General features: G+C 69.3%; 19 protein-coding genes and 2 tRNA genes. 4 read left to right on the top strand and 17 right to left on the bottom strand.

Going from position 1 to position 22017, the window contains the following annotated elements; genetic code table 11:
* Positions 1-69 precede the first annotated feature (69 nt).
* The 8 genes from rodA to OOJ98_RS04020 all read right to left on the bottom strand — a co-directional run bounded on the left by rodA (position 70) and on the right by OOJ98_RS04020 (position 9137).
* Entirely contained in the window at positions 70-1263 is a 1194-nt protein-coding gene (gene rodA, locus OOJ98_RS04055; protein ID WP_267053223.1) for a rod shape-determining protein RodA, read from the bottom strand.
* 4 nt (positions 1264-1267) lie between these two features.
* The gene (gene mrdA, locus OOJ98_RS04050; protein WP_267053222.1) at positions 1268-3520 is read right to left on the bottom strand and encodes a penicillin-binding protein 2; all 2253 of its coding nucleotides are present in this window, start codon (positions 3518-3520) and stop codon (positions 1268-1270) included.
* 19 nt (positions 3521-3539) lie between these two features.
* Positions 3540-4211, bottom strand: coding sequence for a rod shape-determining protein MreD (mreD, locus tag OOJ98_RS04045; RefSeq protein ID WP_267053221.1), 672 nt, complete (start codon positions 4209-4211; stop codon positions 3540-3542).
* Between the two features lie 12 nt (positions 4212-4223).
* A complete protein-coding gene (gene mreC / locus OOJ98_RS04040; protein WP_267053220.1) occupies positions 4224-5354 on the bottom strand; it encodes a rod shape-determining protein MreC in 1131 nt (376 codons plus the stop codon).
* Positions 5355-5476: 122 nt separating this feature from the next.
* Entirely contained in the window at positions 5477-6496 is a 1020-nt protein-coding gene (locus tag OOJ98_RS04035; RefSeq protein WP_053727412.1) for a rod shape-determining protein, read from the bottom strand.
* A 267-nt stretch (positions 6497-6763) separates the two neighbouring features.
* Positions 6764-7177, bottom strand: a complete 414-nt coding sequence (gene ndk, locus OOJ98_RS04030; protein ID WP_267053219.1) for a nucleoside-diphosphate kinase — start codon at positions 7175-7177, stop codon at positions 6764-6766.
* Positions 7178-7264: 87 nt separating this feature from the next.
* The gene (locus OOJ98_RS04025) at positions 7265-7627 is read right to left on the bottom strand and encodes a DUF4233 domain-containing protein (protein ID WP_267053218.1); all 363 of its coding nucleotides are present in this window, start codon (positions 7625-7627) and stop codon (positions 7265-7267) included.
* Positions 7628-7631: 4 nt separating this feature from the next.
* Entirely contained in the window at positions 7632-9137 is a 1506-nt protein-coding gene (locus OOJ98_RS04020) for a folylpolyglutamate synthase/dihydrofolate synthase family protein (protein WP_267053217.1), read from the bottom strand.
* A gap of 101 nt (positions 9138-9238) precedes the next feature.
* Here OOJ98_RS04020 and OOJ98_RS04015 point away from each other — a divergent pair, with 101 nt between their 5' ends.
* Complete coding sequence (locus OOJ98_RS04015) at positions 9239-10246, top strand: rod shape-determining protein (RefSeq protein ID WP_267053216.1); 1008 nt, start codon at positions 9239-9241, stop codon at positions 10244-10246.
* A 72-nt stretch (positions 10247-10318) separates the two neighbouring features.
* On the opposite strand, the gene OOJ98_RS04010 is transcribed toward OOJ98_RS04015, so the two are convergent.
* Complete coding sequence (locus OOJ98_RS04010) at positions 10319-11479, bottom strand: sensor histidine kinase (protein WP_267053215.1); 1161 nt, start codon at positions 11477-11479, stop codon at positions 10319-10321.
* A gap of 130 nt (positions 11480-11609) precedes the next feature.
* Here OOJ98_RS04010 and OOJ98_RS04005 point away from each other — a divergent pair, with 130 nt between their 5' ends.
* Positions 11610-12176, top strand: a complete 567-nt coding sequence (locus OOJ98_RS04005; RefSeq protein ID WP_267053214.1) for a vitamin K epoxide reductase family protein — start codon at positions 11610-11612, stop codon at positions 12174-12176.
* A gap of 91 nt (positions 12177-12267) precedes the next feature.
* On the opposite strand, the gene OOJ98_RS04000 is transcribed toward OOJ98_RS04005, so the two are convergent.
* On the bottom strand, positions 12268-14892 hold the full coding sequence (locus OOJ98_RS04000) for a valine--tRNA ligase (protein WP_267053213.1): 2625 nt from the start codon (positions 14890-14892) through the stop codon (positions 12268-12270).
* A 137-nt stretch (positions 14893-15029) separates the two neighbouring features.
* On the opposite strand from OOJ98_RS04000, the gene OOJ98_RS03995 reads away from it, so the two are divergent.
* Complete coding sequence (locus OOJ98_RS03995) at positions 15030-16028, top strand: hypothetical protein (protein WP_267053212.1); 999 nt, start codon at positions 15030-15032, stop codon at positions 16026-16028.
* 84 nt (positions 16029-16112) lie between these two features.
* Here OOJ98_RS03995 and clpX read toward each other — a convergent pair whose 3' ends face one another.
* The 5 genes from clpX to OOJ98_RS03970 all read right to left on the bottom strand — a co-directional run bounded on the left by clpX (position 16113) and on the right by OOJ98_RS03970 (position 20819).
* Positions 16113-17405: an ATP-dependent Clp protease ATP-binding subunit ClpX gene (gene clpX / locus OOJ98_RS03990; RefSeq protein ID WP_161254410.1), complete on the bottom strand. Its 1293-nt coding sequence runs from the start codon at positions 17403-17405 to the stop codon at positions 16113-16115.
* Positions 17406-17581: 176 nt separating this feature from the next.
* Positions 17582-18265, bottom strand: a complete 684-nt coding sequence (locus OOJ98_RS03985) for an ATP-dependent Clp protease proteolytic subunit (RefSeq protein WP_323177905.1) — start codon at positions 18263-18265, stop codon at positions 17582-17584.
* 46 nt (positions 18266-18311) lie between these two features.
* Entirely contained in the window at positions 18312-18920 is a 609-nt protein-coding gene (locus OOJ98_RS03980) for an ATP-dependent Clp protease proteolytic subunit (protein ID WP_267055503.1), read from the bottom strand.
* 253 nt (positions 18921-19173) lie between these two features.
* Positions 19174-20565 (bottom strand): trigger factor, encoded by a 1392-nt coding sequence (gene tig / locus OOJ98_RS03975; protein ID WP_267053210.1) that lies wholly within the window; start codon positions 20563-20565, stop codon positions 19174-19176.
* 177 nt (positions 20566-20742) lie between these two features.
* Positions 20743-20819, bottom strand: a tRNA-Pro gene (locus tag OOJ98_RS03970).
* A gap of 203 nt (positions 20820-21022) precedes the next feature.
* Here OOJ98_RS03970 and OOJ98_RS03965 point away from each other — a divergent pair.
* Positions 21023-21096: transfer RNA gene (locus tag OOJ98_RS03965), tRNA-Gly, on the top strand.
* Positions 21097-21191: 95 nt separating this feature from the next.
* Here the strand turns inward: OOJ98_RS03965 and OOJ98_RS03960 are convergent.
* Entirely contained in the window at positions 21192-21386 is a 195-nt protein-coding gene (locus tag OOJ98_RS03960) for a hypothetical protein (RefSeq protein ID WP_267053209.1), read from the bottom strand.
* A 160-nt stretch (positions 21387-21546) separates the two neighbouring features.
* Positions 21547-22011, bottom strand: coding sequence for an HD domain-containing protein (locus OOJ98_RS03955; RefSeq protein WP_267053208.1), 465 nt, complete (start codon positions 22009-22011; stop codon positions 21547-21549).
* Between the last annotated feature and the right edge of the window lie 6 nt (positions 22012-22017).

Below are 22017 nucleotides of genomic sequence, written 5' to 3'. Positions count from 1 at the left end.
CCGAACGGCAGGGCGCCGGGCCCGCGATGGCCGGTCCGGCGCCCTTGTCCGTCGTGCCGCCGGGGCGGGCTACGCCGTTATCGGCCGCTGCACCCGGATCGACTGGAGGAGCCCTATGGCCACCCACACCGCGAACATCGAGGACCCTCCGTAGGAGACGAAGGGCAGCGGGATGCCCGCGACGGGCATGATGCCCAGCGTCATGCCGATGTTCTCGAACGACTGGAAGGCGAACCAGGCGATGATGCCGGCCGCGACGATCGTGCCGTACAGCTCGGTCGTCTCGCGGGCGATGCGGCAGGCGCGCCAGAGGATGACGCCGATCAGAACGATGATCAACCCTGCGCCGACGAAGCCGAGTTCCTCGCCCGCGACGGTGAAGACGAAGTCCGTCTGCTGTTCGGGGACGAACTGCCCGGTGGTCTGGGAGCCCTTGAAGAGCCCGGTGCCGGTGAGCCCGCCGGAGCCGATCGCGATCCTGGCCTGGCCGGTGTTGTAGCCGACGCCGGCGGGGTCGAGGTTGGGGTTGGCGAACGCGGCGAAGCGGTTGATCTGGTACTTGTCCAGTATCCCGAGCGCGGCCACGAGGACCGCACCGAGCACGCCGGCGCCGAGGAGTCCGACGATCCACCGGTTGGACGCCCCGGAGGCGAGCAGCACGCCGAGGATGATCACGACGATGACCATGGTGGAGCCGAGGTCGGGCATGAGCATGATGCAGCCGATCGGCACCATGGCGAGTGCGAGCGCCTTGACCACCGTGCGGTGGTCGGGGTGCACCTGATCGCCCGCGTCCACCCGGGCGGCCAGCAGCATCGCCATGCACAGGATGATCGCGATCTTCGCGAACTCGGAGGGCTGAAGGGAGAAGCCGCCGCCGAGCACGATCCAGGAGTGCGCGCCGTTGACGGTGGCGCCGAGCGGCGAGAGCACCGCGAGCAGCAGCAGGATGGACAGCCCGTACAGGATCGGCACCGCGCCGCGCAGGGTGCGGTGGCCGAGCCAGATGGTGCCGATCATCAGGCAGAGCCCGATGCCCGCGTTCATGATGTGCCGGATCAGGAAGAAGTACGGGTCGCCCTGGTTGATGGCGGTGCGGTTACGGGTCGCCGACCACACGAGGAGCGAGCCGATGAGGCAGAGCGCGACGGCCGACAGGAGCAGCGGCCAGTCGAGCCTGCGCACCACTGAGTCGCGTGCGGTCAGCTTGGCGAAGGCGCCGCGCTCCTTGGGGGCGTAGCGCGGTACGGAGAAGCCTGCCATGGCGCTAGTCCCTTCGCGGGTTGCGGTTGTCGACGGTGTCCGCCGGAGGGTTGGCGGGCTGCTGCGGCTGGCCGTCGGGCTGCTTGGTGCCGTTGGTCTTGTCGGCCGCGTCGGCCTTGTCCGCCTTGTCCTTGGTCTTGCCTGCGTTCGGGTCGTACGCGGCGACGGTGGGCGCGTCGATGGAGCCGTCGGCCTGGATCTTGGGCAGGGCCTGCTCGGGCTGCGGGAGCAGGGCGCGCTTGAGGTCCTGCTTGCCGGCGTCGTCGATGCCGTACATCGCCTCGTAGATCTTGCGGACGGCCTCACCGGAGGCGCCGGAACCCGTACCGGCCTGGGCGATCGTCATGACGACCGTGTAGTCCTTGGAGTAGGTGGCCAGCCATGAGGTGGTCTGCTTGCCGTAGACCTCGGCGGTGCCGGTCTTGGCGTGCAGTTCGACCTTGTCCTGCGGCCAGCCCTGGAACTTCCAGGCGGCGGTACCGCTGGTGACGACGCCCGCGAGGGCCTTGTTGAAGCCGTCGATGGTGGCCTGGGTGACGGGGAGCCTGCCATTGACCCTCGGCTTGATCTCCTGGACCGACTTGCCGTCGGCGCTGATGATCGCCTTGCCGATGGTCGGGGCGTGCATGGTGCCGCCGTTGGCGATCGCCCCGTAGATCATGGCCTCCTGGATCGGCGTGACGAGGGTGTCGCCCTGGCCGATGGAGTAGTTGATCGAGTCGCCCTCGCGCATCTTGTTGCCTTCGAGGCAGTTCTCGTACGCGATCTTCTCGACGTAACTGCCGTCCTTCTTGCCCGTCTTGCACCAGCCGTCCTTGTTGGCCGTCCAGTAGTCGGACTTCCACTGGCGGTCGGGGACGCGGCCGGTGACCTCATTGGGCAGGTCCACTCCGGTGACCTTGCCGAGGCCGAACTGGTGGGCCGCCTTGTAGAAGTAGTCCTTGGGCTGGCCCTTCTTCGGGTTGATCCCGCCGTCCTTCTTCCACTCGTTGTCGGCGAGTCCGTAGAAGACGGTGTCGCAGGAGACCTCCAGGGCGCGGCCCAGCGAGATGGGGCCGAAGTTCTCACCCTCGAAGTTCTTGAAGACCTGGCCGCCCACGGAGTACGAGCTGGTGCAGGGGTAGCCGCCGTCCCACTTGTAGCCGGCCTCGACCGCGGCGGCCGTGGAGACCACCTTGAACGTCGAACCGGGCGCGGCCTGACCCTGTATGGCCCGGTTCAGGAGCGGGTAGTCGCTGTCCTTGCCGGTCAGCGCCTGGTAGTCCTTGCCGGAGATGCCGCCGACCCAGACGTTCGGGTCGTAGGAGGGCGCCGAGGCCATGGCGACGATCCGCCCGGTCTTGGCCTCCATGACGACCACCGCGCCGGAGTCCGCCTTGTAGTTCTCGTTGGTGATCTTGTCGTACTGCTGGCGGGCCTCGACCATCGCGTTGTTCAGCTCGTACTCGGCCACCGCCTGCACCCGTGCGTCTATCGACGTGACGACGTTCGCGCCGGGCTGCGCCTTGTCGCTCTCGGCCTGGCCGATGACCCGCCCGAGGTTGTCGACCTCGTACCGCGTCACGCCCGCCTTGCCGCGCAGCTGCTTGTCGTAGGTGCGCTCAAGTCCCGAGCGGCCCACCTGGTCGGAGCGCAGATACGGCGAGTCGGTGTCCTTCGCCTTGGTGATCTCGTCGTCGGTGACGGGCGAGAGGTAGCCGAGGACCTGGGAGGTGTTGGACTTGCCGGGCGCGGGATAGCGGCGCACGGCGGTCGGGTCGGCGGTGATGCCGGGGAAGTCCTCGGAGCGCTCGCGGATCTGGAGCGCCTGCTGGGTGGTCGCCTTGTCGGTGACGGGGATCGGCTGGTACGGGGAGCCGTTCCAGCAGGGCTTGGGGGTCTTGGCGTCGCAGAGCCTGACCTTGTCCATGACGTCCTGCGGCTTCATGCCGAGCACCCCGGCGAGCCGGGTCAGGACGGCCTTGCCGCGGTCGGGCATCTTCGACAGGTCGGTGCGCGAGGCGGAGACCACGAGACGGGTCTCGTTGTCGGCGAGCGGCACACCGCGGGCGTCGAGGATCGAACCGCGCACCGCGGGCTGGACCACCTGCTGGACGTGGTTGTTCTTCGCCTCGTCCTCGTACTGCTGGCCGTTGCGGATCTGGAGGTACCACAGGCGTCCGCCCAGCGTGAGCAGGAGCGAGAAGACCAGGACCTGGATGATGATGAGCCGGATCTGCACCCGGGGGGTGCGGCCCGTCTCGGGGATGTTGCTCATGCTGTGCCGACCCCCTGGTTCACAGTCGCTTGACGCCCTTGATGCGGCCGGCGCGGGCCGCCCTGTTCCTGGCGGCCTTGACGCGCAGGCCGCCGCGCTGGCCGCCGATGCGCAGGCCGGTGCCGCCGGAGAGCCAGCCGGAGGCGATGTTGTTCTTGGGGCTGCCGCCGCCGGTGTCCGCGAGCGGATCGTTCTCGGCGCGCCGGGCGATCGCCATGATCAGGGGCACGGTGAACGGCGCGAGCAGCAGGTCGTAGAGCGTGGCCGTGAACAGCAGGCTGGGCAGGCCGACATGGCGGGCCGCGGTGTCCCCCACCAGGGCGCCGACCGTGGCGTAGAGCAGCGTCGAGCCGATGGCCGCGCCGACCACCACCAGCATCGGCCCGGCCGCGCTGCGCAGCCGGCCGTGGTCGGGCTTGGCGAGGCCGGCGAGATAGCCGATCACGCAGAGCACGAGGGCGTACCGCCCGGCGGCGTGGTCGGCGGGGGGCGCGAGATCGGCGAGCAGCCCCGCGCCGAAGCCGACGAAGGCGCCGCCGAGGTGGCCGTAGACCAGGGCGAGACCGAGCACGGTCAGCAGCACCAAGTCCGGTACGGCGCCGGGGAGTTGGAGGCGGGCGAGGACGCTCACCTGGATGACGAGGGCGACGACGATCAGGGCGGAGGAGAGGATGACCCTGTTGACACGCATCTGGATCAGCTCCTACTGCTCGCCGTCGGCGTTGGCTTGGCCGTTCGGATCGCCGTTGGGGTTGGGCGGATTCGGATTGGCGTTCCCGTTCTGTCCGGCCGGCGGGTTGGCGTTGCCGGCCGGCGGGTTGGCGTTGCCCGCCTGCGGGTCGGGCTTGGCCGGGTCGGCGTTGGGGTCGGGGATCGCGTTCTGGTTGGCGATGTCCGTGTTGCCCTGGCCGTTGGGGGTCGGGTTGCCGGACGGGGTGGCCGTGACGGTGACCGTGGGCGTCGGGGTGGGCTTCGGTTTGGCGGGCAGCACCTGGTCGCGCGGGTCGGTGCGCGGGGCCTGGACGACGACGCCGACGATGTCGAGCTTGGTGAAGCCGACATAGGGGCGTACGTAGATGGTGCGCGTGAGGTCGCCGCCCGAGGGGTCGACCTTGACGACCTCGCCGACCGGGACGCCGGGCACGAACGGCTTGTCGGCCTGCGATCCGAAGGTCACCAGGCGGTCGCCTGGGCTGACCTTGGCCTTGCCGTTGAGGAGCTGGACCGACAGCGGCCGGTCGCCGTGGCCGGTGGCGAAGCCGAGCTCGTCGCTCTTCTCCATCCGGGTGCCGACCGTGAAGTCGGGGTCGTTGGCGAGCAGGACGGTGGAGGTGGAGGGCCCGACGGTGGTGACCCGCCCGACCAGCCCGTCGCCGTTGAGCACCGTCATGTCGCGCTGGATGCCGTCGTTGGACCCGGCGTCGATGGTGACCGTCCAGGAGAAGCCCTGGGCCGCTCCTATGGCGACGACCTGGGCGGCCTTGATGCCGTACTGGCCCTCGCCCGCCGTCTTCAGCATCGAGTCGAGCTGATTGAGACGGCTGCGGTTGCGGGCGTCGCTGCCGAGCCGCTGCTTGAGCGCCTCGTTCTCGGCCTGGAGTGCGGAGATCCTGTCGTGGCGCTTGCCGGAGTCGCGTACCGCGCCGATCGCGTTGCCGACCGGGTCGACGGCGGCCGCGACCCCGTTCTCCACCGGTCCGAAGACCGCGGCGGCGGCCTGCCGGGCGCCGTCCACCGGTGAATTCGCCCCGCCTCTGATGTCGACCGTGATCAGCGCGAACGCTACGGCGATCAGCAGCACCAGGAGCAGCCGGCTCTCTCGTGTGTCCCTCACGTGCGGCGGCCGTGCCTTCCTCATAGGAATGTGGGTGATCTACAAGATCTCTTCGATCTGTATATCAACGATCCGCCGTACGGGTTGGCAGTGACCCATACGGCGGACGGCAGGGTCCGGAGCTACCTGCGGGGCTGCGCGTCGAGCACCTGCTGGAGCGCCTCGAACTCCTCCACGCACTTGCCCGAGCCCAGGGCGACGGAGTCCAGCGGGTCCTCGGCGATGTGGATCGGCATGCCCGTCTCGCGGCGCAGCCGCTCGTCGAGGCCGCGCAGCAGGGCGCCGCCACCGGTCAGCACGATGCCGCGGTCCATGATGTCGCCGGAGAGCTCCGGCGGGCACTTGTCGAGGGTCGTCTTCACGGCGTCGACGATCGCGTTGACGGGTTCCTCGATCGCCTTGCGCACCTCGGCCGCGGAGATCACCACGGTCTTGGGCAGCCCGGAGACGAGGTCACGGCCGCGGATCTCGGTGTGCTCGTCCTTGTCGAGGTCGTACGCCGAACCGATCGTGATCTTGATCTGTTCCGCGGTGCGCTCGCCGAGAAGGAGGGAGTACTCCTTCTTGATGTGCTGGATGATCGCGTTGTCCAGCTCGTCGCCCGCGACGCGGATCGACTGCGCCGTGACGATTCCTCCGAGCGAGATCACGGCGACCTCGGTGGTGCCGCCGCCGATGTCCACCACCATGTTGCCGGTGGCCTCATGGACCGGCAGACCCGAGCCGATGGCCGCGGCCATGGGCTCCTCGATGATGTGCACCTGGCGGGCACCCGCCTGGGTGGAGGCCTCGATGACGGCGCGGCGCTCGACTCCTGTGATGCCCGAGGGCACGCAGACCACGACGCGCGGGCGGGCCAGGTACCGGCGCTTGTGGATCTTCAGGATGAAGTAGCGGAGCATCCGCTCGGTGATCTCGAAGTCGGCGATCACGCCGTCCTTCAGCGGTCGTACGGCAACGATGTTGCCCGGCGTACGGCCGATCATCTTCTTGGCTTCCGCGCCGACCGCGAGGATGCCGCCGGTGTTGGTGTTGATGGCGACGACGGACGGCTCGTTCAGGACGATTCCGCGGCCCCTGACGTACACCAGCGTGTTGGCGGTCCCGAGGTCGACAGCCATGTCACGGCCGATGAACGACATTTTGTTGCTCCCCATGAGGATGCGTCCGGCCTTCCCTATTCGAGCGTTGACGGCTTCTCAGGTCGGCGAGGTGGGTGCGTTGAGCGTGAGGCCCCATCGTAGTCCGGCCTGCGCGGACACGGCGCGGTGGTCCACCTCAGTATGGGTGACGTCGTGTCGGGGCGATGCGTTCCCGAAGTCGGCCCGCATATGCCCAAGGGCGACCGAAATTCCTTCGGTCGCCCCAGGTCATGAGCGCTATATGGCTGACATCGCGTCAGTATGCGATCAGCTGCGGCCCGGGAAGAAGATCTTCAGTTCCCGCTCGGCCGACTCCTCGGAATCCGAGGCGTGGATGAGGTTTTCCCGGACGATGGTGCCGAAATCGCCGCGGATCGAACCGGGGGCCGCCGCGATCGGGTCGGTGGGACCCGCCAATTGGCGTACGCCCTCGATCACACGCTCGCCTTCGGCCACCAGAGCGACGACCGGGCCGGAGGACATGAACTCGACCAGCGGCTCGTAGAAGGGCTTGCCCTTGTGCTCGCCGTAGTGCTGCTCCAGCGTGTCCTGGTCCAGCGTGCGCAGTTCCAGGGCGGTGATCTGCCAGCCCGCCTTGCGCTCGATGCGGCCGATGATCTCCCCGACCAGTGAGCGGCGGACGGCGTCCGGCTTGAGGAGGACGAGGGTGCGCTGCGTCATGGTGTGCGGCTCCTTGGCAAACGTGTGCGGTCCGCCGAGATTACCGGGTGTAGCCGAGGCCCCGTCACCCGGTCCCGCCACCCCCGGCTAGGCGGTCGGCTGCGCGGCGGCCTGCGCCTCGGCCGCCGCCGCGAACCGTGCCTTCGCTTCGTCGATCTTCCGCCCGTAGTGCACCGAGGCCCACCACAGGGCGCCGAACAGGACGCCCATGAAGAACATCAGCGGGACGGCGAACCCGCTCGCGATCAGGGCGATCTGCAGGGCCCAGCCGAGCTCGACGCCGCCGCGCCGGCCGAGCATCCCGCAGAGCAGCACCGAGAGCACCATGCCGATGCCGCACACCGTCCACACGGTGGCGGTGGTGAGGTCGGGGTCCTTCATCGCGACCAGGCCCGCGAAGGCGATCACGAAGAATTCACCGATCAGGGTGGACGCGCAGAGCGTACGCATCGGGTCAGCCCCTCTTCAGCATGAGCCGGGCGTCGCCGACCGTGTACAGGGAGCCGGTGATGAGGACGCCCGCTCCCGCGTACTCGTCCTCCTCTTCGGCCAGGGTGATGGCGGCCTCGATCGCGTCGTCCAGGCGCGGCTCGACCACCACGCGCTCGTCGCCGAACACCTCGACGGCGAGCGCCGCCAGGTCGTCGACGTCCATGGTGCGCTGGGAGGTGTTGGCGGTGACGACGATCTCCGCGAAGACCGGCTCGAACGCTTCGAGCAACCCCTTGACGTCCTTGTCGGCGCTGGCCGCGACCACGCCGATCAGGCGGGAGAAGCCGAACGCCTCGGTCAGGCCGTCCGCGGTGGCGCGGGCGCCGGCCGGGTTGTGCGCGGCGTCCAGGACCACGGTGGGCGAGCGGCGTACGACTTCGAGGCGGCCCGGCGAGACGACGGAGGCGAACGCCTTGCGGACGGTGTCGATGTCGAGCGGGCCGGGCTGCTGCGAGCCGACGCCGAAGAACGCCTCGACCGCGGCGAGCGCCACCACCGCGTTGTGCGCCTGGTGGGCCCCGTACAGCGGCAGGAAGATCTCCTCGTACTCCCCGCCCAGGCCCCGCAGCGTCAGGAGCTGGCCGCCGACGGCCACCTCGCGCGCGACGATGCCGAACTCCATGCCCTCGCGGGCCACCGTGGCGTCCGTCTCGACGGCCTTCTTCAGCATGACCTGCGCCGCGTTGACGGGCTGCTGGGCCAGGATCACCGTGGCGTCCTGCTTGATGATCCCGGACTTCTCCGTGGCGATCTCGCCCGTGGTGTTGCCGAGCCGGTCGGTGTGGTCGAGGTCGATGGGGGTGACGACGGCGACGCCCGCGTCGATCACGTTCGTCGCGTCCCAGGTGCCGCCCATGCCGACCTCGACGACCGCCACGTCGACCGGCGCGTCCGCGAAGGCCGCGTACGCCATCCCGGTGACGACCTCGAAGAAGGAGAGCCGGAACTCCTCGCGGGCGTCGACCATCTCGACGTACGGCTTGATGTCCTCGTACGCCTCGACGAAGCGCTCGGCGGGGATCGGCAGGCCGTCCAGGCTGATGCGCTCGGTGATCGACTGGACGTGGGGCGAGGTGTAGCGCCCCGTGCGCAGCTCGAAGGCGCCGAGCAGGGCCTCGATCATCCGGGCGGTGGAGGTCTTGCCGTTGGTGCCCGTGATGTGGATCGTCGGGTAGGCGCGCTGCGGCTCGCCGAGGACGTCCATCAGCGCGGCGATCCGGCGGACCGACGGCTCCAGCTTGGTCTCGCCCCAGCGGTCGGCCAGCTCGGTCTCGACCGCGCGCAGCGCCGCGTCGACCTCGGGGTCGGCGGGGCGGCCCGGCGCGGCATCGCCCTGGGGCGCTCCGCCGTGCGTGCGCAGGGTGCGGCTGCCGGCCTCGATCACCGCCAGGTCGGGGTCTCGGGTCGTCTCGGCCTCGACGATCTCGTCGAAGTCGTCGGCTTCACTGGGGTCGGGCTGCTCGGTCACGGGACCAGTCTACGGAGGGGTACCGACAGGACCTTGGACCCGCCCCTTTCGGGACCTTCGGCCCCCGGGTCCCCGGGGCGCTCCGGGCAAACTTGGCGATCATGGACATAGGGATCGACCTCGGCACCGCCAACACGCTCCTCTACGCCCGGGGGCAGGGCATCGTGCTCAACGAGCCGTCCGTGGTGGCGATGAAGGAGGGCGGCCGGGCGGCGCTCGCCGTCGGCACGGAGGCCAAGGAGACCATCGGCCGCACGCCCGGTTCGATCACCGCGATCCGGCCGCTGCGGGACGGCGTGATCAGCGACTACGAAGCGGCCGAGGAGATGATCCGCCACTTCGTGAAGAAGGCCGTGCCGGGGCGCCGCCCGCGCACCCGCATGGTGGTGTGCGTGCCGAGTGGGGTGACCCCGGTGGAGCGGCGCGCCATCGTGCACGCCTCCCAGCGGGCCGGCGCGAAGGCCGTGCACATCATCGAGGAGCCGATGGCGGCGGCGATCGGGGCGGGCCTGCCGGTCGCGGACCCGCGCGGCTCCATGGTGGTGGACATCGGCGGCGGCACCACCGAGGTCGCCGTGATCTCGCTCGGCGGCATCGTGACCTCGCAGTCCCTGCGGGTGGGCGGCGACCGCCTGGACACCGCGATCACCGACTACGTACGCAAGGAGCACTCGCTGCTCATAGGCGAGCGCACCGCCGAGGACGTCAAGTGCGCGATCGGGTCGGCGTGGCCGGTGCCGGGCCAGGAGGAGCTGGAGGAGCGGACCTTCACCGTGCGGGGCCGCGAGAAGGTGCGCGGGCTCCCCAAGACGCTCTCGCTCGGCGCGCGCGAGGTGCGGGCCGCCCTCGACGAGCCCGTCGAGGCGATCATCGCGGCGGTGCGGGTCACCCTGGAGGAGTGCCCGCCGGAGCTGGCCGGCGACGTGATGGAGCACGGCATCGTGCTGACCGGCGGCGGCGCGCTCCTGCCGGGCCTCGACCTGCGCATCGCGTCGGCGACCGGCATCCCGGTCTTCGTGGCGGACGACCCGCTGGACTGTGTGGCGCTGGGCGCGGGCAAGTGCGTGGAGGACTTCGACCAGCTGCAGAAGCTGCTCGTCGGCACGTAGGGCCCGCGGGGCGGCCGGGTCGGAAGCGGCCGGGTCGGAGCCGGCCCGACCGGCCGGGCCGGGCCGGGCCGGTCAGGTCACCGCGCCTGCCGGGAGCGTCGCCCGCACCTCGTACGTGGTGTCCGTACGGGTCGTCGCGAGCGAGCCGCCCATGCTCTCCACCCGCTCCCGCATCGAGAACGTGCCCGTCCCCGTGGAGACCGGCGCCTTCACCGGCGCCGAGCGCGGCAGCGGGTTCTGCACGGTGACCACGAGGTCCCCCGCGGCCAGCCGGATCGTCACCGCGACCGGCTCGCCCTGGGCGTGCTTGACCGAGTTGGTCAGGCACTCCTGCACCACCCGGTACACCGCGGCCTGCCGCAGCGGGGAGAGCCGGTGTGCGGCCGCCTCGATGTCGAGCCCCACCGGGGTGCCCGCGAGGCGGCTCTCCTCGGCGAGCGCCGGCAGCCCGTCGAGGCCCGGCGTGGCGGTGCGCTCGTCGGCGCGCCGCACGATGATCTCGTTCAGCATGAGGTGGGCCCGGCGCGCGCTGTCGGCGAGCTCCTCGAAGTCCTTGTGGTGCGGCTCGTTCCTGGCCCGCACCGAGAGCACCTCCGAGCGCACCGCGAGCATCGTCAGCTCCCGGCCCACCATGTCGTGCACGTCCCGGGCCACCGAGACCCGCTCGGCCTGCACGGCGTGCAGCGCCGCGCTCTCGGCGCGCTGCACCTCCAGCTCGCGGACGAGGTCGTGCCGGTAGGCGGAGATCCCGACGCCGGAGGCGAGCACCCCCACCGGCACCACGATCGCCAGGAACGAACTGAGCGTCTCGCCCCGGATGTCGGGCCAGCCCGGCAGGTTGAACAGGACGTACGCCACCGCGATGTACCCGCAGGTCGCGACGATGCCCGCGCGCCGCCCCCGGAAGCGGCCCAGCGAGTAGAGCGCGAACTGCACCAGGTTCAGCTGGTGCAGCCAGCCCAGATAGCCGAGCGCCACGAGGTACGGCAGCCACGGCCAGCGGCGCCGCAGGAGCAGGGTCGCCGCGCCGAGCGCGAGGACGGGGGGCGCGGTGTAGCTGTTGAGGGAGTTGTCGTCGCGGGCGAGGCCCGGCACGTCGAGGATCATCAGGCCGAAGCAGCTCAGCGCGATCAGCACGTCCATCGCACGCTCCTCGCCCACCCAGCGCGCGCTCACGGCGCGCGCCTTCGCCAGCGCGCGCTGGGGCGCGGAGGGGGAGGGCGGGGAGTGCATGCCCTCCATCATCCAAGGTCTTTGGGCCCGGACGCTTAAGCCGAACGGCCTAAATTTAGTGATATGTCGCACGCTCCTCCCGTCCTTTCGGCCCTCCCCCGACGGCCCGGCGGATCCCTAGCGTGGAACCATGCCCGCCCCCTCCTCCCGCCGCCCGGCGCGCGGCACCGCCCTGCTCCTCCTGATCGGCGGGCTGCTCGGCACCCTCGCATCGGCCGTCCTGACCGCCGACCGCGTCCACACCCTGGAGAACCCGGCCTTCTCCCCCGGCTGCAACATCAACGCGGTGCTCAGCTGCGGCGACGTGATGGACACCTGGCAGGGCAACCTCCTCGGCTTCCCCAACATGCTGCTCGGGATCGGCGCGTTCGCCGCCCTCGCGGCGCTGGGGCTCGCGCTGCTCTCGGGCGCGGAGTTCCCCCGGTGGCTGTGGCTCGGCATCCGGGCCGGCGTCACGGCGGGCTTCGCCCTCACGGTGTGGCTGATCGGCCAGTGCCTGTACGTCATCGGGGCCCTGTGCCCGTGGTGCCTGCTGGTGTGGGCGGTGATGATCCCGCTGTTCTGGTACGTCACCCGGCACACGGCCCGGCCCCGCTCCTGGGTGCGCCGGGTACGGCCGCACTGGCTGGTGCCGCTGACGATCTACGCGGTCGTGGCGGCCCTGGTGTGGGCGGAGCTCGGCGACCGGCTGTTCTGAGCGACGGGGCGGTACGGAGCCGACGTACGCGGAAAGGGCCCCCGGAGCGGAATGCTCCGGGGGCCCTCGCCGTGCTCTGTGCCGCGCTCTGTCAGCCCTGCGGCAGACCCGCGATCTGGTTGCCGATCCGCTCGATGTCGGCCTCGGCCTTGGCGAGCCGGGCGCGGATCTTGTCGACCACGTTGTCCGGGGCCTTCGCGAGGAACGCCTCGTTGCCGAGCTTCTTGTTGGCGTCCGCCTTCTCCTTCTCGGCCGCCCCGAGGTCCTTGGTGAGGCGCTTGCGCTCGGCCTCGACGTCGATGGTGCCCGACAGGTCGAGCGCGACCGTGGCGCCCGCGACCGGCAGCGAGGCGGTGGCGTGGAAGCCCTCGCCGGCCGGCTGGAGCCGCAGCAGCTGACGGATGGCCGCCTCGTGCGGGGCGAGCGCGGTGCCGGTCAGGGTCAGCTCGGCCGGGACCTTCTGGCCGGGCTGGAGACCCTGGTCGGAACGGAAGCGGCGCACCTCGGTGACGACCTGCTGGACGAGTTCGATCTCGCGCTCGGCGGCCTCGTCGCGGAAGCCACTGTCCTTGGGCCAGTCCGCGATCACGAGGGACTCGCCGCCGGTCAGCGTCGTCCACAGGGTGTCGGTGACGAACGGGACGATCGGGTGCAGGACGCGCAGCATCACGTCGAGCACCTCGCCGAGGACCCGGCCCGAGACCTTCGCCTGCTCGCCGCCCGCGAAGAACGTCGTCTTCGACAGCTCGACGTACCAGTCGAAGACCTCGTCCCACGCGAAGTGGTAGAGCGCCTCGCTGAGCTTGGCGAACTGGTAGTCCTCGTAGTACGCGTCGACCTCGGCCACGGTCTTGTTGAGCCGCGACAGGATCCAGCGGTCGGTCGCCGACAGCCGCTCCACGGGCGGGAGTTCGCCCTCGATGGTCGCACCGTTCATCAGCGCGAAGCGCGTGGCGTTCCAGATCTTGTTGGCGAAGTTGCGGGACGCCTGGACCCAGTCCTCGCCGATCGGCACGTCGACGCCGGGGTTGGCCCCGCGTGCCAGGGTGAAGCGCAGCGCGTCGGAGCCGTACTTGTCCATCCAGTCCAGCGGGTTGACCGTGTTGCCGAACGACTTCGACATCTTCTTGCCGAACTCGTCGCGGACCATGCCGTGGAACGCGATCGTGCGGAACGGCGGCTGACCGTCCATCGCGTACAGACCGAACATCATCATCCGGGCGACCCAGAAGAACATCAGGTCGTAGCCGGTGACCAGGACGGAGTTCGGATAGAACTTCTCCAGGTCCGGCGTCTGCTCGGGCCAGCCGAGCGTGGAGAACGGCCACAGACCGGACGAGAACCACGTGTCGAGGACGTCGGTGTCCTGCGTCCAGCCCTCAGCCGTGGGCGGCTCCTCGTCGGGACCGACGCAGACCAGCTCGCCGTCCGGGCCGTGCCAGACCGGGATCCGGTGGCCCCACCACAGCTGGCGCGAGATGCACCAGTCGTTGAGGTTGTCGACCCAGTCGAAGTAGCGCTGCGACATGTCCGCCGGGTGGATGTCGACCCGGCCGTCACGGACCGCGTCACCGGCGGCCTTGGCGAGCGTCTCGACCTTGACCCACCACTGCATCGACAGGCGCGGTTCCAGCGTCGTCTTGCAGCGCGAGCAGTGGCCCACCGAGTGGACGTAGGGGCGCTTCTCGGCGACGATCCGGCCCTCGGCCCGCAGCGCGGCGACGATCGCCGACCGCGCCTCGAAGCGGTCCAGGCCCGCGAAGGGCCCGTGCACGGTGATCACACCGCGCTCGTCGAGGACTTCGATGGATTCGAGGTCGTGGCGCTGGCCGATCGCGAAGTCGTTCGGGTCGTGCGCCGGGGTCACCTTGACGGCGCCGGTACCGAACTCCGGGTCGACGTGCGTGTCCGCGACGACGGGGATCGTACGGTCGGTCAGCGGCAGCTTGATCTGCTTGCCGATGAGGTGGGCGTAGCGCTCGTCATCGGGGTGGACGGCGACGGCGGTGTCGCCGAGCATCGTCTCCGCGCGAGTCGTGGCGACGACGATGGAGTCGTCACCCTCGCCGTACTTCATGGAGACGAGCTCGCCGTCGTCGTCCTGGTAGTCGACCTCGATGTCCGAGATGGCCGTCAGACAGCGCGGGCACCAGTTGATGATGCGCTCGGCGCGGTAGATCAGGCCGTCGTCGAACATCTTCTTGAAGACGGTCTGGACGGCGCGCGAGAGCCCCTCGTCCATGGTGAACCGGTCCCGGCTCCACGCCAGGCCCTCGCCCAGGCGCCGCATCTGCCCGGCGATCTGACCGCCGGACTCGGCCTTCCACTGCCAGACCCGCTCGACGAAGTCCTCGCGGCCCAGGTCGTGCCGGGACTTGCCTTCCTTGGCGAGCTCGCGCTCGACGACGTTCTGCGTGGCGATGCCCGCGTGGTCCATGCCGGGCTGCCACAGCGTCTCGAAGCCCTGCATGCGCTTACGGCGGGTCAGGGCGTCGATCAGCGTGTGCTCGAAGGCGTGGCCCAGGTGGAGGGAGCCGGTGACGTTCGGCGGGGGGATGACGATGGTGTACGCGGGCTTCTCGCTCTTCGCGTCCACCTCGAAGTACCCGCGCTCTACCCAGCGCTCATACAGCTTCCCCTCTACCTCGGCCGGCGCGTACTGGGTCGGCAGTTCGGTGGTGGGCGCTGGATTCTGCTGCTGAGTGTTCTCGGTCACCGGGCCAGTTTAGAGGTGTCACCGGCCCGTACTGAAACGGGAATCTTTGGTAACGGTGAGCCCCCCGATGCACCACGTCGGCGACTCTTCGGTGAGGATGTCCGGATCGGATAAGCATTCCTAGGGGGAACCCAGCAATGAGTCACAACCAGCCGGGCCCGTACGGCGGCCAGCCCCAGCAGCCCGGCCCGTACGGCCAGCAGCCCCCGCAGCAGCCTTACGGGCAGCCCGGCCAGCCCCAGCCCGGTCAGCCGCAGCCCGGCTACGGCTACCCGCAGCAGGCCCCTCAGGGCGTTCCGCCGCAGCAGCCGGGCCCCTACGGCCAGCAGCCCCCGCAGCAGCCCTACGGCTACCCGCAGCAGCAGCCCGGCCCGTACGGCCAGCCGCCCCAGCAGCCCCCGTACGGCCAGCAGCCCCCGTACGGCGCCCCGATGCAGCCCGTGCCCCCGGCCCCGAAGAAGAAGACGGGCCTGATCATCACGGCGGCCGTCGTGGCGGTCGCGGTGATAGGCGGCGGCGTGTGGTTCCTCACCAAGGGCGGCGGCGCGAGCAACAGCGACGTGTCGGCGAGCACCAAGGGCTACAAGATCGTCCCGCCGGCGGCGGTCGACGAGTTCAAGAAGAACGGCGCCGACAAGTCGACGCCGCTGTCGGCTGACGAGAAGTCGAAGGCCGAGGCGGCCGGCGTGAAGAACCCGCAGCAGGTCGTCGCGAACTACGCGCTGAGCGACACGAGCAACCCGCTGGCCGGCAAGGCCATCAACTTCCAGGGTGTCTGGGGCCAGATCGACGACCCGGCGAAGGTCGTCGACTCGTCGTTCCAGAACATCAAGGACAGCAAGGACCCCAGCGTCAGCATCCAGACGGTGGGCGACGCCAAGGCCTTCAAGCCGGCCGGGTTCTCGGGCGCGCTGATGAAGTGCCAGAACTTCAAGTTCAAGAACTCCGACACCAGCGGGTCGTCGAAGGCGCCGAAGGAGTTCCTGGTGCCCGCGTGCGTGTGGGCCGACTACAGCACGTACGGCGTGGTGACCATGGTGGACATGGGCAAGGCCCTGACCGGTGGCGGCCCGTCCATGGATGACGTGGCCAAGGAGACCGCCACGCTCTACAACACGGCTCGCCAGAAGGCCTAGGAGCGCCCGGAGCGCATCAGAGGGCCCGCCCGGTCAAGGAAGTCGACCGGGCGGGCCCTCTGTCGTGCACGACCAACCGAGGCGCTACGCGCTCTTCTCGTGCCGCCCGTCGTTCTTCACGATGCGCGGCTCGCGCGGGACCAGCGTCGGGTTGACGTTGTTGCGGACCACGTCCGCGGTGATGACGACCCGGGCGACGTCCTTGCGGGACGGCACCTCGTACATCACCGACTGGAGGACTTCCTCCATGATCGCGCGCAGACCACGGGCTCCGGTGCCGCGCAGGATGGCCTGGTCGGCGATGGCTTCGAGGGCCGGGCGGTCGAAGTCCAGCTCCACGCCGTCGAGTTCGAACAGGCGCTGGTACTGCTTGACGAGCGCGTTGCGCGGCTCGACCAGGATCTGCAGGAGCGCTTCGCGGTCGAGGTTGTGGACCGAGGTCAGAACGGGGAGCCGGCCGATGAACTCGGGGATCATCCCGAACTTCACCAGGTCCTCCGGCATGACCTCCTGGAACTGGTCGCTCGCCTCGATCTCCCGCTTGGAGCGGATCGTCGCGCCGAAGCCGATGCCCTTGGCGCCGGCCCGCGACTCGATGATCTTCTCAAGGCCCGCGAAGGCACCGCCCACGATGAACAGGACGTTCGTCGTGTCGATCTGGATGAACTCCTGGTGCGGGTGCTTGCGTCCGCCCTGCGGCGGGACGGAGGCGGTGGTGCCCTCCAGGATCTTCAGCAGGGCCTGCTGGACGCCCTCGCCGCTCACATCGCGGGTGATCGACGGGTTCTCGCTCTTGCGGGCGACCTTGTCGATCTCGTCGATGTAGATGATCCCGGTCTCGGCCTTCTTGACGTCGTAGTCCGCGGCCTGGATCAGCTTCAGCAGGATGTTCTCGACGTCCTCGCCGACGTAGCCCGCCTCGGTGAGCGCGGTGGCGTCGGCGATGGCGAACGGCACGTTGAGCATGCGCGCCAGGGTCTGCGCGAGCAGCGTCTTGCCGGAGCCTGTGGGGCCGAGGAGCAGGATGTTGGACTTCGCGAGCTCGATCGCGTCGTCGCGGCCCGTGCCGCCGCCGTTCTCGCCGGCCTGTACGCGCTTGTAGTGGTTGTAGACCGCCACCGAGAGGGCCTTCTTCGCGGGCTCCTGCCCGACGACGTACCCCTCGAGGAACTCGTAGATCTCGCGCGGCTTGGGGAGTTCCTCCCACCGCACCTCGGAGGACTCGGCGAGCTCCTCCTCGATGATCTCGTTGCAGAGGTCGATGCACTCGTCGCAGATGTACACACCGGGGCCTGCGATGAGCTTCTTCACCTGCTTCTGGCTCTTTCCGCAGAACGAGCACTTGAGCAGGTCGCCGCCGTCACCGATGCGTGCCACGAGGTGCTTCCCCTTCGCCTGGGAGACGCCATGTGCGCCGCCTCCTGGTGCCTACTGCGTTGTCCGGGGGGACGCCCCCAGACCCCCTACCGACGGTACCTTGCCGAGCCCCTCGTTCGGGCCCCCCTTGGCGCGGTTCACTTGTGCGTGGACCGCGCCAAGGTCGCCGAAGCGGCTCAGGCGGCCGCGGAGGTCGTCGTCTTGCGGGTGGAAACGATCTGGTCCACCAGGCCGTAGGACAGCGCGTCCTCGGCCGTGAGGATCTTGTCGCGCTCGATGTCGTCGCGGATCTTCTCGATCGGCGTCGTCGAGTGCTTGGCCAGCATGTCCTCCAGCTGCGTACGCATCCGGAGGATCTCGTTGGCCGCGATCTCCAGGTCGGAGAGCTGCTCACGGCCGGTGCCGCCCGAGGGCTGGTGGATCAGGACGCGCGCGTTGGGCAGCGCCATGCGCTTGCCCGGCGTGCCGGCGGCGAGCAGGACGGCGGCGGCGGAGGCCGCCTGGCCCATGCAGACCGTCTGGATGTCGGGCTTCACGAACTGCATCGTGTCGTAGATCGCCGTGAGGGCGGTGAAGGAACCACCCGGGCTGTTGATGTAGATCGAGATGTCGCGGTCCGGGTCCATCGACTCCAGGCACAGGAGCTGCGCCATCACGTCGTTGGCGGACGCGTCGTCGATCTGCACGCCGAGGAAGATCACGCGCTCCTCGAAGAGCTTCGCGTACGGGTCGTACTCGCGCACGCCCTGCGAGGTGCGCTCGACGAAGCGCGGGACGATGTAGCGGTTGTCGACCTGCGGACCGGTGTAGAGGCCGTTCGCGGGGGCCGAGTTGAAGTTGCTCATGGGGGTGTTCACCATCCTGGTGGCGTTCAAGTGGGCAGGGGTAGCGGTGCGCGTCGGGGGATCAGACCCCGGTGCCGCCGCCGCCCGGAACGCCCGAGGCAGCGGAGATGATCTCGTCGATGAGGCCGTACTCCTTGGCCTCCTCCGCCGTGTACCAGCGGTCGCGGTCGCCGTCGCGGATGATCGTCTCGACGGTCTGGCCGGAGTGCGCGGCAGTGATCTCCGCCATGCGCTTCTTCGTACGGATCAGGTACTCGGCCTGGATCTTGATGTCGGAGGCGGTGCCGCCGATGCCGGCGGAGCCCTGGTGCATCAGGATGTCGGTGTTGGGGAGCGCGAAGCGCTTGCCCGCGGCGCCACCGGTCAGCAGGAACTGGCCCATCGAGGCGGCCATGCCCATGCCGATGGTGACCACGTCGTTCTGGATGTACTGCATGGTGTCGTAGACGGCCATGCCGGCCGTCACCGAGCCACCGGGGCTGTTGATGTAGAGGTAGATGTCCTTGTCCTGGTCGGCAGCGGCCAGGAGGAGCATCTGGGCGGTGATCTTGTTGGCGATCTCGTCGTCGACCTGCTGGCCGAGGAAGATGATGCGGTCGTTGAGCAGTCGGCTGTAGACCTGGTCACCGAGGCCACCACCGAGGGACGGCTCACCGGCGGCGTAAGGCATCAGATTCGTCACGTATCCACCTGCTCGTCTCTGACGGCTTCGGCCGTCTCAGCGTCTTCGTTCCGGGGGCGCGGACTCCGGCTCGCCAGACTCCACCACCCTCGTATTCATGGACCCTAACGCGCAGGTGGGACAACGCCATCCCGGTTCCCGAACTGTTCGCTCGGAGCGCAAGGTGGTTGAAGGGGAATCGGCTACGGACAAGGGCCCGTACGCGGCTGCGTACGGGCCCTTGGGCGGGTCATGGCGAGGCTCAGGCCTCGGTCTTCTCCGCGGCCTCGGCCTCGGCGGGCTCGGCGTCGGCGGCGACCGTCTCGGCGGTCTCGTCCTCGGCGTCGTCCTCCAGGTCGACGACCTCACCGTTGGTGTCGGTCACCTTGGCGGCCTCGACGACGACGGCGAGCGCCTTGCCGCGGGCGACCTCGCCGACGAGCATCGGCACCTGGCCACCCTCGACGACGGCCTGGGCGAACTGGTCGGGGCTCATGCCGGAGGACTGCGCACGCCGCATGAGGTGCTCGGTGAGCTCCTCCTGGTTGACGTTCAGCTTCTCCTTGTTGACGAGCTCGTCCAGGATGAACTGCGTCTTGATGCCCTTGACCGCCTGCTCCTCGGTCTCGGCGGTGAACTCTTCCTCGGTCTTGCCCTGGATCTCCAGGTACTTGGCGAGGTCGATGCCCATCTGGCCGAGCTGGTGGTGCTCGAGGTTGTGCTTGCGGGTCTGGATCTCGTCCGCGAGGAGCTTCTCGGGGATCGGGACCTCGGCCAGCTTCAGGAGCTCGTCGAGGACGCGCTCCTGGGCCTGGGTGGCCTGGTCGTACTGCTTCATGTTCTCGAGGCGCTTGCGGCTGTCGGCCTTGAGCTCGTCCAGGGTGTCGAACTCCGACGCGAGCTGCGCGAAGTCGTCGTCCAGGGCGGGCAGTTCACGGGCGGCGACCTGGGTGACCTTGACGGTGACCTCGGCCTCCTTGCCCTCGGCCGAGCCGCCCTTGAGCTCGGAGGTGAAGGTGGCCTCGCCACCGGCCTCCAGGCCCTTCACGGCCTCGTCGATGCCTTCGAGGAGCTCGCCGGAACCGATGGTGTACGAGACACCCTCGGCCACGCCGTCCTCCAGGACCTCGCCGTCGACCTTGGCCTGCAGGTCGATCGTGACGACGTCGCCGTCCTCGGCGGCACGCTCGACGGGGGAGGTCGAGGCGAAGCGCTCGCGGAGCTGCTCCACGGACTTCTCGACGTCCTCGTCGCTGACCTCGACGGCGTCAACGGTGACCTCGATGCCGGAGTAGTCCGGGATCTCGATGGTCGGGCGGATGTCGACCTCCGCGGTGAAGTTCAGCGTCTCGCCGTCCTTCAGCTCGGTGATGTCGACCTCGGGCTGACCCAGCGGGTTGAGCTCCGCCTCGTTGATCGCCTCGGTGTAGAACTTCGGAAGCGCGTCATTGACGGCCTCTTCGAGCACGGCGCCACGACCGAACCGCTGGTCGATCACTCGGGCCGGGATCTTGCCCTTACGGAAGCCCTTGACCGTGACCTGCTGGTTGATCTTCTTGTACGCCGCGTCGAGGCTGTCCTTGAGCTCCTCGAAGGGCACCTCGACAGTGAGCCGAACCCGAGTCGGGTTCAGGGTCTCCACGGCGCTCTTCACGGTTCGGTCTCCTTGTGGCTGACTTCTTGGGGTTCTGCCGCAGACCGACGGTCTGGAGCGGATGGGGCCCGGTACATCGGATTCATCAGACACACGGGCACGCAGCTTGCATAGTAACCGCAAGCGGGATGCCACCCACAATGTGATCTTGCTACGTGGAGATCGACGCCGGTGACGTGGTCGGGGTGGCGGGATTTGAACCCACGGCCTTCCGCTCCCAAAGCGGACGCGCTACCAAGCTGCGCCACACCCCGTCGGTGCGAGACGTAGGGTACATGCCCGCGGCGAGCACGTCGGCCGCTCCGTCGCCGACGCCACCCGTGGCATTCGCGCCACCGGCCGAGCGGTCCCCGACTCCGCACGCGCGACCGCGTCGGGGCGCGGTGTGCGCGGGCGGGGGGTGACCCGCTACGATGCTCTACGTGTCGCGGTCGCCATGACCTGCGGCGCGGTGCTTGCGGGCGTAGCTCAATGGTAGAGCGCTAGTCTTCCAAACTAGTTACGCGGGTTCGATTCCCGTCGCCCGCTCCAAGCGGGAACAAGCAGTTGATGAGCAGGTCGGAGCCGGTAGCCGCGTCACGCGGCGACCGGCTCTTCCTGTATGCCGGGCCGGGCCGGGGCCGCGGTCAGAACTTGATCTGGTTGATCGACTGAGCTATTGAGTCGAGGAAGTGCTGGATCGAGGGGGCCATGCCCGTCGAGGCCAGGAAGAAGCCGAACAGTATGGCGACGATGGCCGGTCCGGCCTTCATGGAGCCGCCTCGGATCAGCACCACGAGGACGACCGCCAACAACAGCACCACTGACAGTGAGATGGCCACAACTGATCACACACCCTTGGTCGGTCCGCCTTGCCGGCCCGGGAGCATGCCGCCCACACCCCCACGGTGACTATCGTGCCACCAACACCCCTGTGGTTGTTCCCCGGTGACGCATCGCCAACGCCAACGATCAGGCGAATCAGGCCAACCGGTCCGCACCCTACCCGGGCTCGGCGAGGCCCAGCAGGCGGCGCACCTCGGCGTACTTGGCCGTCAGGCGGGCCCGGGTCGCCGCGTCGAGGACGGCGAGGCGGGCCGGGTCGGTGTTGTGTGCGAGGTCCGACTCCTTGATGAGCAGGGCGCCCTCGGTGGAACGGATGCGCCGGGCGTACGACTCCAGTGGCTCGCCTGGGAGTTTGGTCATGGCGAGCACCAACTCCTTGACGCGCGCGGGGAGTTCGGCGGATTCCAGCCACTGCAGGGAGAGCGCGTCGTCCTCGATCGCGTCGTGCAGCCAGGCCGCCTTGATCTGGTCCTCGGAGCCGCCCCTGGCCCGGACTCCCTCGGCCACGGCGGCGAGGTGTTCGGTGTAGGGACGGCCGGCCTTGTCGCGCTGGCCCGCGTGGGCGGCCCGAGCTGCGGTCTCGACCTCGGCGAGGGTCATCATCGGCTTCGCGTGGGACATGTCCGC

This window comes from Streptomyces sp. NBC_00083, assembly GCF_026343295.1.
Lineage (GTDB): Bacteria > Actinomycetota > Actinomycetes > Streptomycetales > Streptomycetaceae > Streptomyces.
Note: the sequence above shows the minus strand (reverse complement) of the source record. Positions and strands in the feature narration are given on the sequence as shown.

Coding starts and splice junctions, on each gene's coding strand:
- rodA (WP_267053223.1), bottom strand. CDS start 1,263: ATGGCAGGCTTCTCCGTACCGCGCTACGCCCCCAAGGAGCGCGGCGCC.
- mrdA (WP_267053222.1), bottom strand. CDS start 3,520: ATGAGCAACATCCCCGAGACGGGCCGCACCCCCCGGGTGCAGATCCGG.
- mreD (WP_267053221.1), bottom strand. CDS start 4,211: ATGCGTGTCAACAGGGTCATCCTCTCCTCCGCCCTGATCGTCGTCGCC.
- OOJ98_RS04035 (WP_053727412.1), bottom strand. CDS start 6,496: ATGTCGTTCATCGGCCGTGACATGGCTGTCGACCTCGGGACCGCCAAC.
- ndk (WP_267053219.1), bottom strand. CDS start 7,177: ATGACGCAGCGCACCCTCGTCCTCCTCAAGCCGGACGCCGTCCGCCGC.
- OOJ98_RS04025 (WP_267053218.1), bottom strand. CDS start 7,627: ATGCGTACGCTCTGCGCGTCCACCCTGATCGGTGAATTCTTCGTGATC.
- OOJ98_RS04015 (WP_267053216.1), top strand. CDS start 9,239: ATGGACATAGGGATCGACCTCGGCACCGCCAACACGCTCCTCTACGCC.
- OOJ98_RS04010 (WP_267053215.1), bottom strand. CDS start 11,479: ATGCACTCCCCGCCCTCCCCCTCCGCGCCCCAGCGCGCGCTGGCGAAG.
- OOJ98_RS04005 (WP_267053214.1), top strand. CDS start 11,610: ATGCCCGCCCCCTCCTCCCGCCGCCCGGCGCGCGGCACCGCCCTGCTC.
- OOJ98_RS03995 (WP_267053212.1), top strand. CDS start 15,030: ATGAGTCACAACCAGCCGGGCCCGTACGGCGGCCAGCCCCAGCAGCCC.
- OOJ98_RS03985 (WP_323177905.1), bottom strand. CDS start 18,265: ATGGTGAACACCCCCATGAGCAACTTCAACTCGGCCCCCGCGAACGGC.
- OOJ98_RS03980 (WP_267055503.1), bottom strand. CDS start 18,920: ATGCCTTACGCCGCCGGTGAGCCGTCCCTCGGTGGTGGCCTCGGTGAC.
- OOJ98_RS03955 (WP_267053208.1), bottom strand. CDS start 22,011: ATGTCCCACGCGAAGCCGATGATGACCCTCGCCGAGGTCGAGACCGCA.